At 62.9% G+C, this 12,813-nt stretch carries 10 protein-coding genes; 2 read left to right on the top strand and 8 right to left on the bottom strand.

What is annotated here, in order from left to right; genetic code table 11:
- Nucleotides 1-125: 125 nt before the first annotated feature.
- Complete coding sequence (frc, locus tag AC3FLX_RS08225; protein ID WP_488695467.1) at nucleotides 126-1,358, bottom strand: formyl-CoA transferase; 1,233 nt, start codon at nucleotides 1,356-1,358, stop codon at nucleotides 126-128.
- 387 nt (nucleotides 1,359-1,745) lie between these two features.
- Here frc (AC3FLX_RS08225) and sucC point away from each other — a divergent pair, with 387 nt between their 5' ends.
- Together sucC and sucD are read left to right on the top strand one after the other, a co-directional pair.
- On the top strand, nucleotides 1,746-2,957 hold the full coding sequence (gene sucC / locus AC3FLX_RS08220; RefSeq protein ID WP_488695465.1) for an ADP-forming succinate--CoA ligase subunit beta: 1,212 nt from the start codon (nucleotides 1,746-1,748) through the stop codon (nucleotides 2,955-2,957).
- 1 nt (nucleotide 2,958) lies between these two features.
- Nucleotides 2,959-3,831, top strand: a complete 873-nt coding sequence (gene sucD, locus AC3FLX_RS08215; protein WP_488695463.1) for a succinate--CoA ligase subunit alpha — start codon at nucleotides 2,959-2,961, stop codon at nucleotides 3,829-3,831.
- Nucleotides 3,832-3,960: 129 nt separating this feature from the next.
- On the opposite strand, the gene AC3FLX_RS08210 is transcribed toward sucD, so the two are convergent.
- The 7 genes from AC3FLX_RS08210 to AC3FLX_RS08180 all read right to left on the bottom strand — a co-directional run bounded on the left by AC3FLX_RS08210 (nucleotide 3,961) and on the right by AC3FLX_RS08180 (nucleotide 12,711).
- A complete protein-coding gene (locus AC3FLX_RS08210) occupies nucleotides 3,961-4,407 on the bottom strand; it encodes a PAS domain-containing protein (RefSeq protein WP_488695461.1) in 447 nt (148 codons plus the stop codon).
- A gap of 205 nt (nucleotides 4,408-4,612) precedes the next feature.
- The gene (gene frc / locus AC3FLX_RS08205) at nucleotides 4,613-5,863 is read right to left on the bottom strand and encodes a formyl-CoA transferase (RefSeq protein ID WP_488695460.1); all 1,251 of its coding nucleotides are present in this window, start codon (nucleotides 5,861-5,863) and stop codon (nucleotides 4,613-4,615) included.
- 42 nt (nucleotides 5,864-5,905) lie between these two features.
- A complete protein-coding gene (gene oxc, locus AC3FLX_RS08200; RefSeq protein WP_488695459.1) occupies nucleotides 5,906-7,639 on the bottom strand; it encodes an oxalyl-CoA decarboxylase in 1,734 nt (577 codons plus the stop codon).
- Between the two features lie 340 nt (nucleotides 7,640-7,979).
- Nucleotides 7,980-8,762 (bottom strand): fumarylacetoacetate hydrolase family protein, encoded by a 783-nt coding sequence (locus tag AC3FLX_RS08195; protein WP_488695457.1) that lies wholly within the window; start codon nucleotides 8,760-8,762, stop codon nucleotides 7,980-7,982.
- A gap of 112 nt (nucleotides 8,763-8,874) precedes the next feature.
- The gene (gene frc, locus AC3FLX_RS08190) at nucleotides 8,875-10,146 is read right to left on the bottom strand and encodes a formyl-CoA transferase (protein WP_488695456.1); all 1,272 of its coding nucleotides are present in this window, start codon (nucleotides 10,144-10,146) and stop codon (nucleotides 8,875-8,877) included.
- Between the two features lie 606 nt (nucleotides 10,147-10,752).
- On the bottom strand, nucleotides 10,753-11,472 hold the full coding sequence (locus tag AC3FLX_RS08185; RefSeq protein ID WP_488695455.1) for a GntR family transcriptional regulator: 720 nt from the start codon (nucleotides 11,470-11,472) through the stop codon (nucleotides 10,753-10,755).
- 222 nt (nucleotides 11,473-11,694) lie between these two features.
- The gene (locus AC3FLX_RS08180; protein WP_488695453.1) at nucleotides 11,695-12,711 is read right to left on the bottom strand and encodes a 2-dehydropantoate 2-reductase; all 1,017 of its coding nucleotides are present in this window, start codon (nucleotides 12,709-12,711) and stop codon (nucleotides 11,695-11,697) included.
- Nucleotides 12,712-12,813 lie beyond the last annotated feature (102 nt).

Here is a 12,813-nt window from a genome sequence, read left to right as displayed (position 1 = left end):
CATGTCTCCAACTGTTCAGGCTAGATTTCGCCAATCTGAGGCGTGCAAAGGGGCAGCCGCCCCGCGTCTGTGCGACGCAGGCGGCATGCGGACTGCTACGGAATTCAGGAAATGCGGGGCAGGCGCTAGACCGCTCCGGCCGCCTTCAGCGCGGCAATCTGTGCCGGCGTGCGGCCCAGCCACGCGAGCACTTCGTCGGTGTGCTCACCGAGCAGCGGCGAGCGCTCAACTTCCACGGGCGATTCGGACAGCGTGATCGGGCAACCCAGCTGCACGTATTTGCCGCGCTGCGGATGGTCGAGTTCGACCAGGTAGCCGCGCTCGTACAGCGAGCCATCCTCGATCAGGTCCTTCATCGACAGAATCGGGCCGCACGGCACATCCACCTCGTTCAGGGCGGCCATCACTTCGAACTTGGTCTTCGTCTTGGTCCACTTCTCGACGACGCCGAAGCACTCGCCCAGGATCTTCAGGCGCGCTTCCGGCGTGGCGAAGTTCGGATGCGTGATCAGGTCCTCCCGGCCGCACAGGCGCATCAGTGGCTCCCAGCCCTGCGGCTGGATGATCACGTACACGTAGTCATTCGCGCCGCCCGGCGAGCAACGCAGCGCGGCACCCGGCTGACCGCCGCCCGACGCGTTGCCGGCACGCGGCACGTAGTCGCCGAATTCCTCGTTCGGATATTCCTTGAGCGGCCCCGCCGCCAATCGCTGCTGGTCGCGCAGCTTGACTCGGCACAGGTTCAGCACCGAATCCTGCATGGCAACTTCCACGCGCTGGCCACGATCGGTCTTGGCACGATGGAGCAGCGCGGCGAGGATGCCGACCACGCAGTGCACGCCGGTACCCGAGTCGCCGATCTGCGCGCCGGTCACGGTCGGCACGCCATCGTCGGTGCCCGTGGTGCTGGCCGATCCGCCCATGCACTGGGCCACGTTCTCATACGCCTTGCAGTCAACGTACGGGCCGGGGCCAAAGCCCTTGATCGATGCATAGATCAGGCGTGGGTTCAGCGTCTGCAGGCGGTCCCAGTCAAAGCCGGCGCGGTCCAGCACGCCGGGGCCGAAGTTCTCGACCAGCACGTCGCACTGCCGCACCAGATCTTCCAGCACGGCCTTGCCCTCGGGCGTTTTCATATTGAGGGTCAGGCTGCGCTTGTTCGAGTTCAGCATCGTGAAATAGAGGCTGTCCGCGTTCGGCACATCGCGCAGTTGGCTGCGCGTGATGTCGCCACGCCCGGGCAACTCCACCTTGATCACATCCGCACCCAGCCAGGCCATCAGCTGAGTGGCCGACGGGCCGGCCTGCACGTGGGTCATGTCCAGAATGCGGACCCCTTCCAGAGCCTTGTTGTTCATGCCGTTGTCTCCTTGAGTATTCTCGTGAAGGCAATGTCGAGTGCGACCGGCCTTGCATGGTGAGGCATCGATCCTCCAGAACACGGTATGTGATATATCACAACACGACAAGAAATAATTCAGCCGCAGCTTCGACTTTCCATTCCGCACAGCAACAAATCCCAAGGTGATACCGGAATTAGCCCGCTATATAGACGGCTTTGCCATCAATTCTGCTCTATTGATGCGATGGGCTTATCAGCGCGGTACCCCCTCCTTCCGTGCGAGGTGATATTCGTGCCTTTCCGCTTATCCTATTGATATATTACATACCGTATTTTACGATTCGAAAATTAAACAGGCAGGCCACGACCTGCGCCACCCGGTGCATTGCACGCGAGGAGACACGTGAACATTCACGAATATCAGGCCAAGGAATTGCTGAGGCGCTATGACATGCCCGTACCGCACGGCTGCGTGGCCTTCACTCCGGACGAGGCTGCCCACGCCGCCCGCAAGCTGGGCGGCCCGGTCTGGGTGGTGAAGTCGCAGATCCATGCGGGTGGTCGTGGCGCGGGCCGATTCGCTGGCGACGACTCGGGCAACGGCGGCGTGCGCGTGGTGAAGTCGATCGAGGATGTCCACGCCAGCGCCGCGCAGATGCTGGGCAAGACCCTGGTCACCAGGCAGACCGGGCCGGCTGGCCGGGCGGTGCGGCGCCTATATATCGAGAAAGGCTGCGACATCGCGCGCGAGCTCTACCTGGGCATCGTGATCGACCGCAGCACGTCGCGCATCACGATCATGGCGTCCACCGAAGGCGGCATGGAGATCGAGGAGATCGCGGCACGTGCGCCCGAGAAGATCCTGAAGGTGGCGATCGATCCGGCCAGCGGCATCCAGCCGTTTCATGCCCGGCGGCTGGCATATGGCATGGGGTTATCGGGCAAGCAGATGGGCGCGGCCACGCGCTTCATCCTCTCGGCCTATCGGGCATTCACCGAACTCGACGCATCGATTGTCGAGATCAATCCGCTGGTGGTCACCGGCAGCGGCGACGTGATGGCGCTCGACGCCAAGTTCAATTTCGACGACAACGCCCTCTTCCGCCACCCTGAAATCGAAGCCATGCGCGACGAGAGCGAGGAAGATCCCGCAGAGACCGAGGCCGCGCGGCACGCCATGAACTATGTGCGCCTGGACGGCAACATCGGCTGCCTGGTGAATGGTGCGGGCCTGGCGATGGCCACCACGGACATCATCAAGCTTTATGGCGGCGAGCCGGCCAACTTCCTCGACGTGGGAGGCGGCGCCACCAGCGAGCGTGTCGCGGCCGCCTTCAGGCTGATCCTGGCCGACCCCAAGGTCGAAGGCATCCTGGTGAATATCTTCGGCGGCATCGTACGCTGCGACATGATCGCCGAAGGCGTGGTGGCAGCCGCGCGCGAAGTCGACCTGACCTTGCCGCTGGTAGTGCGACTGGAAGGTACGAACGTCGACCTGGGCAGGCAGATCCTGCGCGATTCAGGCATGCCGATCGCATCCGCCAACGATCTTGCCGATGCAGCCGAAAAAGTGGTGGCCGCCGTGCGCGCCACGCGTAAAAAAGGAGGCAAGTGACATGGCTGTCCTGATCGACCGGAACACACGCGTGATCTGCCAGGGCTTTACCGGCGCACAGGGCACGTTCCATTCGGAACAGGCACTGGCCTATGGCACGAAGATGGTGGGCGGCGTCACGCCCGGCAAGGGCGGTGCATCGCACCTGGGCCTGCCGGTGTTCGATACCGTGGCTGCCGCGGCCGATGCAACCGGTGCCGATGCATCGGTCATCTACGTGCCGCCGCCGTTTGCCGCAGACGCCATCCTGGAAGCGGTTGATGCCGGCATTGCGCTGATTGTCTGCATCACCGAAGGCATTCCCGTAATGGACATGGTGCGCGTCAAGCGTGCGCTGTCAGGCTCCGGCAGCCGCCTGGTTGGCCCGAATTGCCCTGGCGTAATCACGCCGGGGCAATGCAAGATCGGCATCATGCCGGACCACATCCATACACCAGGCAAGATCGGCGTGGTATCGCGCTCGGGTACGTTGACTTATGAGGCCGTGGCGCAGACCACGGCGGCCGGACTGGGGCAATCGACCTGCATCGGCATTGGTGGCGATCCGGTGAACGGCACCAGCTTCATCGACTGTCTGGAGATGTTCCTGGCCGACGACAAGACCGAAGGCATCATCATGATCGGCGAGATCGGCGGATCGGCGGAGGAAGAAGCAGCCCAGTTTCTGCGCGATACGCGCACGCGCAAACCCGTGGTGGGCTTTATCGCGGGTACCACGGCGCCGCCGGGACGCCGCATGGGTCATGCCGGCGCGATCATCCTGGGCGATACGGGCACGGCGGAAGCAAAGATCGACGCCATGCGCGAAGCCGGTATCCATGTGGCCGCTTCGCCAGCGGAGCTTGGTGCGACCATGTCAGCGGCAATGAAGTAGGCATCGGCGCGCGCCGCGCGCACGAAACCAAAGCGCTGGCGCGAGAGCCTTCCTGGACCCACCGCAGTAAGGCATGGGCCAGGAACGGGTGGCAATGCGATGGCGCGCAGCGCTTGCCGGATCGGAGCGTCAGCCGGCGTTGACGGTAGCGCCCGCCTTGGCTTCCAGCTCCACGATGCGCTTGCGCAGCGCCCGTTCTTCCTGAAAGCGCACGGTCTCGTCGCGGATCACCGCCACGATGCCGGTGATTTCACCGCCGCTACCGTGCATCAGCGCCACGGTGAAAGCGATCGACATCGCATCGCCGTTCTTGTTGACCGCCGGCACCTTGAGCAAGTCATGACCGTAGCGGGTCTTGCCCGTTGTCATGGTCTTGTCGTAGCCCTCCCAGTGCCGCGCACGCAGTCGCTCCGGAATAATCAGATCCAGCGACTTGCCCAGGGCCTCTTCCTGGGTGTAGCCGAACATGTACTCCGCGGCCGGGTTCCACAACGTGATAGCGCCATCGGCGCCGGAGATGATGACGGCGTCGCCGATGGCCGACACCAGCTGTTCATAGTCGATCGCAGCCTGCATGGTCTTTCCTGGGGAATGGGTTGACTCAACTTTCCGCCCGAAGTCCGGGCTGTCGTCTTGGCTCTGTCGGCCATGCCGGTCCCTCGGGTTGGCGTCCAAATGATGAAGCGCCGGGGCGCGTGGTACGGCTCACTCCACGCATTCCGCGGCGCTCCAGGTTTGGCCCACTGTCACCTTGGGGACACTGGGAGTGCTGGCGTCCTGCTCAAATCACCTGCGACTCACGCAGACGCGCGATCTCCGCGGCGTCGTAGCCGAGGCCGGCCAGCACTTGCTCACTGTGCTCGCCCAGCAGCGGCGAACCGGTGATTTCGGGCTTCATGTCCGAGAACTTGATCGGGCTGCCCACGGTCAGGTAGGTGCCGCGTACCTTGTGCGGGACTTCCACGATCGAGCCGCTCTTGCGCAGCGATTCATCGGCCGCGATTTCCTTCATCGACAGTACCGGCGAGCAGGGAATATCGAACTTGCGCAGGATATCCACCGCTTCGTACTTGGTCTTGTCGGACAGCCAGGCTTCGATGGTATTGAAGATATCGAAGATGTGCGGCTGACGGGCCTTGGGCGTGTTGTAGTTCGGATCGGTGATCCATTCTTCCTTGCCCAGCGCCTTGCAGATCGGCTCCCAGGCGTGGCCCTGGATGGTGAAGTAGATATACGCGTTCGGATCGGTCTCCCAGCCCTTGCACTTCAGCACCCAGCCCGGCTGGCCGCCACCGCCGGCATTGCCACCGCGCGGCACCACATCGGAGAACTCGCCGTGCGGGTACTGGGGATACTCTTCCAGATAGCCCAGGGCGTCCAGGCGCTGCTGGTCGCGCAGCTTCACGCGGCACAGGTTCAGCACGGCGTCCTGCATCGACACGGCCACCTTCTGGCCCTTGCCGGTCTGCTGGCGGCCGATGATCGCGGTCAGGATGCCGATGGCCAGGTGCATGCCGGTGTTCGAATCGCCCAGGGCGGCGGCCGACACGGTCGGGGGACCATCCCAGAAACCGGTGGTCGACGCGGCACCGCCGGCGCACTGCGCCACGTTTTCGTAGACCTTCAGGTCTTCGTAGTGGTGGCCGTCGCTGAAGCCCTTGACCGATGCCACGATCATCATCGGGTTCAGTTCATTGATGCGGGCCCACGAGAAACCCATGCGATCCAACGCGCCCGGGCCGAAGTTCTCGACCAGCACATCCGATTCGCGGATCAGCTGTTCCAGGATCTTCTTGCCTTCCGGCTTCTTGGTGTCCAGCGTCAGCGAGCGCTTGTTGCTGTTCAGCATCGTGAAGTACAGCGCGTCGGCATCGGGCTGGTCACGCAGCTGCGTGCGGGTGACGTCGCCGGAGCCGGGGCGCTCCACCTTGATGACGTCGGCGCCGAACCATGCGAGGAGCTGCGTGCAGGCGGGGCCGGCCTGTACGTGCGTAAAGTCGATGATCTTGATGCCGTTGAGTGGGAGGTTCACTGTCGCTCTCCTGATGGAATAGAGGGGTGAAATTCGGGTGGATTACTTCTTGGCCGAGCTTTGCGGATTCAGATTGGTCAGCCGACCGCTTTCGGTGCCGGCTGCCGGATCGATGACGGCGTTGACCAGCGTGGGCCTGCCCGACCGCAACGCTTCGCTCACCGCGGCCTCGAGTTCCGCCGGTGTGGTGACGTTGTGGCCAACGCCGCCGAACGCTTCCATCATCTTGTCGTAGCGCGCCCCTGGGACGAACATCGTGACCGCCGGGTCCGTGCCGCCGGTCGGATTCACATCAATACCCTTGTAGACGCCGTTGTTGTTGAAGATGACAACGCAGATCGGCAGGTTGTAGCGGCAGATCGTTTCGACCTCCATGCCGGAGAAACCGAACGCACTGTCACCGCACAGCGCCAGCACCGGCTTGTTGGTTTCGACCGCCGCGGCGACCGCGTAACCCATGCCCACACCCATCACGCCCCAGGTGCCTACGTCCAGGCGCTTGCGCGGCTCGTACATGTCGATCACGGCACGGGCGTAGTCCAGCGTGTTGGCGCCTTCGTTGACAAACGAGATATCCGGATTGGCTTTGACGACGTCCTTCAGCGCACGCAGCGCGCTGTGGAAGTTCATCGGCGACACATCCTTGGACAAGGTCTCGGCCATCTTCGCCAGGTTCTTTTCCTTGCGCTCTTCCACCGCGCCCAGCCAATCGGCGCCCGGCTTCGTAAAGTCGTTGCCGATCTTGCCGAGCAATGCCGACACACACGAACCGATGTCACCCACTACCGGCGCGGCGATGGCCACGTTGCTGTCCATCTCGGTCGGCGAGATGTCGATCTGGATGAACTGCTTCGGTTTGCCCCACGTCTTGCCCTTGCCGTGCGACAGCAGCCAGTTCAGACGCGCGCCGACCAGCATCACCACATCGGCTTCCGCCAATACGTACGAACGCGCGGCCGACGCCGATTGCGGGTGCGTATCGGGCAGCAGACCCTTGGCCATCGACATCGGCAGGTACGGAATGCCGGTCTTTTCGACCAGCGCGCGGATATCCGCATCGGCGCGTGCGTACGCGGCACCCTTGCCCAGCAGGATCAGCGGGCGCTTGGCGCTCTTCAGCAACGCAACGGCGCGATCGATCGAATCCGGTGCGGGGAGTTGGCGCGGGGCCGGGTCCACTACCTTGATCAACGACTTGCGGCCCTTCTCGGCTTCCAGCGACTGGCCCAGCAGCTTGGCCGGCAGGTCCAGGTACACACCGCCCGGACGCCCCGACACGGCGGCGCGGATGGCACGCGCGATACCGACACCGATGTCTTCGGCGTGCAGCACGCGGAAGGCAGCCTTGGCGTGCGGACGGGCGATGGCCAGCTGGTCCATCTCTTCGTAGTCACCCTGCTGCAGATCGACGATCTCGCGCTCGCTGGAGCCGCTGATCAGAATCATCGGAAAGCAGTTGGTGGTGGCATTTGCCAGCGCCGTCAGGCCGTTCAGGAAGCCAGGCGCGGATACGGTCAGGCAAACGCCCGGCTTCTGCGTGAGAAAGCCGGCAATCGCTGCCGCGTTGCCCGCATTCTGCTCATGGCGGAAGCTGATGACGCGCATGCCGTTGGCTTGCGCCAGGCGGGCCAGATCCGTGACCGGAATACCGGGCAGGCCGTAGATGTTCTCGATGCCGTTGAGCTTGAGCGCGTCGATGACCAGATGAAAACCATCGGTTTGCGCCTGTTGTTCTTCGGCGGCGTGACGCTGCACCTCGTTTCCGACTTCTGCCATGATGGTCGCTTCCTTCTATACAAATTGACGGGGATTGGAAAACTTCTGCTTCAAGGTGTCTTCAGCGGTTGCTCGCGTGCCGCCTGGCTACTTCGAACTTCACGATGTCTCTCCTCCTTGACGATTCGCCGTGGGCAGCGATCTTTTGTGAATACGGTATGTGATATATCAAAGCCAAGCAAGAAATTCGATAAACTTTCGTCGATGCAGCGCAGCAATTTCTCGGAATTACGCGTTTAATGAACTAAATTAAAGGGTTTTCCCGGATAACACGCTTGTCGAGTCTGGCAATAGATATATTACATACCAGACATTTAGCGGTAATTTGACGTACCGCGCGTCAGCCGCGCATGTGGTTGACCAGCGAGCCGATCCCGTTGATCGACACCTCCACCACCGAACCCTCCTTCATCGACCCGACCCCTATCGAGGTGCCGACGGCGATCACGTCGCCCGGCATCAACGTCATGTCCTGCGAGAGGCGGCTGACCTGCTCCTCGGGCGAAAAAACGATGTCAGACAGCGGGTAGTTCTGGCGCTCGACGCCGTCCAGGCGCGTCACCACGCTGGCGCTGCGCCAGTCGAAGCCCGAGACGATGGCCGGACCGATGCAGCCGAAGGTGTCGGAACCCTTGGCGCGCGTCCACTGCGGAAAGTTTGGATCGGCGTTGAGCAGCTCGCCCGCCGTGACGTCATTGACGATGGTGTAGCCGAAGATGTGCGAGGCGGCCTCGCTCAGCGGCACATTCCGGCATGTACGGCCAATGACGATACCGAGTTCGCCTTCATAGGCGATCTTGCCGGTGTACCCGCTCGGACGCAGGATGGCGTCGCCGGGGCCCGCCAGCGAACTGGCCGGCTTCAGCAAGAACAGCGGGTGCACAGGCACCGCCTTCTCCAGCCGCGCCGCCAGGGCGTGAAAGTTGTTCCACAGCGCCACGATCTTGCCCGGCTCGCACGGGGCAAGCAGATCCAGCGAGGCGTAGCTGTAGGTGTTGCCCGTGGGACGGGGATCGTTATAGCCAGGGCCATCGAATTCGATGACTCGGTCGGCATCGCCATTATCAAGGCGGCCATAAGCGGTGTCGCCGCCAGGACGGCGGAAGCGAATCCAGGTTTGCACGACAGAGCTCCTCCGGCAGGTGCGAGCGTGCCGCACCTGCGCGTTCAGCAAAAGTTGGAGGCCCCGTGTCAGGGCCATGAAGACAGGCGCCGGTCGTGGCCGGCGCCTCGGGTCAGATCGCGCCTGCTACACGCAGCGCTGCAATCTGTGCCGGCGAGCGTCCCAGCCATTCGAGGATCTCGTCGGTGTGTTCCCCCAGCAACGGCGAGCGCTCGACCTCCACTGGCGAGGCGGACAGCGTGATCGGCGAGCCGAGCTGCACGTATTTGCCGCGCGCCGGGTGGTCCAGCTCCACCAGATAGCCGCGCTCGTACATCGACTTGTCCTCGATCAGGTCCTTCATCGACAGGATCGGGCCACACGGCACATCGACCTCGTTGAGCGCATTCATCACTTCGAACTTGGTGCGGCCCAGCGTCCATTGCTCGATGATGCCGAAGCAGGCGGCGAGCTTTTTCAGACGCATTTCAGGGGTGGCGAAGTCCGGATCGGTGATGAGGTCTTCGCGGCGGCACAAGCGCATCAGCGGCTCCCAGCCCTGCGGCTGGATGATGACGTAGACGTAGTCGTTCGGACCTCCCGGCGCGCAGCGCAGCGCGGCGCCAGGCTGGCCGCCGCCCGATGCATTGCCGGCGCGCGGCACGTGGTCGTCGAACTGGTCGTTGGGGTACTCGCGCAGCGGGCCGGCATCCAGGCGCTGCTGATCGCGCAGCTTCACGCGGCACAGGTTCAGCACGGCGTCCTGCATCGCCACTTCCACGCGCTGGCCGCGGCCCGAATGCTCGCGCTGCAGCAGCGCGGCCAGGATGCCGACCACGCAGTGCACGCCCGTGCCCGAATCGCCAATCTGCGCGCCCGTCACCAGCGGCATGCCGGCGGCTTCACCGGTCGTCGATGCGGAACCGCCCATGCACTGGGCCACGTTTTCATAAGCCTTGCAGTCCTGGTACGGGCCGGGACCGAAGCCCTTGATCGACGCGTAGATCATGCGCGGATTCAGGTCCTGGATATGGTCCCAATCGAATCCGGCGCGGGCCAGCACGCCCGGCCCGAAGTTCTCGATCAGTACATCGCTCTGCTGGATCAGGTCTTCCAGCAGCGCCTTGCCTTCCGGCGTCTTCATATTGAGCGTCAGGCTGCGCTTGTTGCTGTTCAGCATGGTGAAGTACAGGCTGTCAGCGTTCGGCACGTCACGCAGCTGGCTGCGTGTGATGTCACCGCGTCCCGGCATTTCGACCTTGATCACGTCGGCACCCATCCAGGCCATCAACTGCGTAGCCGAGGGGCCGGCCTGCACGTGTGTCATGTCAAGGATGCGAATGCCGTCCAGGGCTTTGCGTTGCTCCGAGCTGCCGGTCTGACTTTGGTCGTAGGTCTTGGCCATGCTGCGTCTCCTGATATGAATATCGCTCTGTTGACATACAGTATGTGGTATATCACGAAGATGCAAGAGGGTTTAACCCCGGAACCAAGGAGTTTCGACATTGCGTCGCAGCAAATGCGTAGAAGGCCCGACCAGGAGTGCTCCGCGCGGTTACGCGGCTATGAAATTGCGCAGTCTTTTTGGACCAAAGGCATCACTTTCCCGTGTGGTTGGCGTATCGGGAGTGATGGCTCGCAGGGAGATCAGGAACCGTTCGATTGCTCGGACTTCGGGAGGGAATTGGAGGTTTGGGAGAACGGCATTCAGCGCGGCGCGCTACGCCGAAGCCATTACGACTCGACCTGAGCTGGAACCACTGCGACTAGAACTGTGCAAGTCGCGGACAGCGGATCACATGAAGAGATGAGTGGCCGCAAGCGCCATTAGCGCTCTACCGTTCGGCCCGTTGAATTAGCAGTCGTTCTGAGACAGCGCCGCACTGGTGCAGTGCTGACCGAAAAGGCAAGACGGCGCGCATCCAGCATTGCACCGCGACGCGAATCGCCTTGCCCTCCCCCACGCCCGTCATGGACTGGGCGACGGGGAGCGTATGGCCGGAGCTAGCCGTCAGTCCAGGAAGTCGCAGTTCTTTTCCACGTACTCGGCCAGGTCCAGCGAATGCTGGCGGACCAGTCGTTCGGCCAGTTCCGTGTCGCGCTTTTCCAGCGCTTCGATAATCCGCAGGTGGTCGACAATGGAACGCGCCGCGCGATCGCTCTGCGAAATCGTCATCTTTCGAATCGCGCGCACATGGACAAAGATGTTCTTAATCTGGTCCATGATGATCTGCGACTTCGACAGCTGCACGATCGCCTGGTGAAACACGATATTGGCGTCGGAATATTCCTCGATATGCTCGGCCGGCGTGGTGTCGCGGAAGCTGTCGAACATATGGCGCAGCTTGCCGATTTCCTCGTCGGTGGCATTCTGTGTGGCCAGACGCGCGGCCATGCTTTCCAGCGCGGCCCAGACCTGGATCATCTCGACGATTTCACGCTTGGTCTTGCGCGTGATGTAGATACCCCGGCGCGGCACCGTACGCAGGAATCCTTCCTGCTCCAGCAGCGTCATGGCCTCGCGGATCGGCGTGCGGCTCACACCCAGCGCTTCGGACAGCACGCGCTCGTCGAGTCGCACCTCTTCCCGTGACTGGTAGATGTCGGCGTCGGCGATGGCCTGGCGCAGCATCGCGTAGGCCTGGTCGCGCAGGCTGGCACCGGCGTTGATAGGTTGCAGCGACAGGGACAGCCCTTGCGGCTGGACTTCGGGTTGGCTTTGGGCAGACATGAATGCACTCGTCAGTGGCCGGTGCCCCGGAAGCCGGTCTGGCGTCCGGTGGCGGCCGTCCCTTCGTGAACGTCATGAAGTCCAGTGTGGCATGGCGCCATGCGCTCTGCTCATCAATCTAGGACATTGGACTACGGCGACGATCTCGAAGGGACGAGTCCGGCCTTTCGTATATGGTATATCACAATGACGGCACTGCCGAAGGTCATTGCCCTTCGCGCGTCAGGCGGCCCGGGCGACCTTCACCGGTTCGGCATTGCCTGCCGGCACCGCCTGGGCCATGCGATCGCGCTGCTTGATCAGCCCCAGCACCGCATCGATCATCGGCGTAGGCTGGCCGATCATCCTGCCCATTTCCTGGACCACGGTCAGCAGCGGATCGATCTCCATCGCCCTGCCCGCCTCAAGGTCCTGCAGCATCGACGTCTTGTGCGCACCCACCGCGCCGGCGCCATCGATCCGGCGCTCGACATCGACGCGGAAATGCACGCCGAAGCTTTCGGCGATGTCCTTCGCCTCGAGCATCATCTGTTTGGACAGCGCCCGCGTGGCGGGGTCTGACGTGATGACGTCCAGCGTGCCATGCGTCAGTGCGCTGATCGGGTTGAAACAGAGGTTGCCCCACAGCTTGAGCCAGATTTCGTCCCGGATGTTGTCGCGCACCGGCGCATCCAGATCCGCCTGGATCATCGCCTCGGACAACCGCGTGATGCGCTCCGAACGGCTGCCATCCGGCTCACCAATCGGAAATTTTTTGCCATAGACGTGCTTGATCACGCCCGGCGCGACGATCTCGGCCGCCGGATACAGCACGCAGCCAATGGCGCGCTCCGGGCCCAGGCCCTGCCATTGCTTGCCGCCAGGGTCCACGCTTTCCAGCGTCCTGCCGGCAAATTCGCCGCCGTGCTTGTGGAAATACCAGTAAGGAATGCCGTTCACGCCTGTCACCACGGCGGTTTCCGGCCCCAGCAGCGGCTGCATCAGGTCCACTACCCCCGGCACCTGGTGTGCCTTGAGCGTGATGAACACGTAATCCTGCGGACCCAGTTCCCGCGGATCGCTGGTGCAGCGGACCTTGGCCACACGTTCCTGCCCCTCGATCAGCAGCCGTACCCCGTTAGCCTGCATGGCCGCCAGGTGCGGCCCGCGCGCGATAAAGCTGACGTCGGCACCCGCCAGCGCCAGCTGGGCGCCCATGTAGCCACCAATGGCCCCCGCCCCGTAGATACAGATTTTCATGGGTTGTCTCCTCGATTGTGGTGATAGTGATGCGTTGGGATGCTTTGGTATATCACATACTATATTTCACAATCGCTGTTCGACAACCTCGATCTGCATGAT

The organism is Cupriavidus sp. 291-E7 (assembly GCF_057798835.1).
The sequence above is the reverse complement of the archived record's forward strand: the minus strand, read 5'-3'. Positions and strand labels throughout refer to the sequence as shown.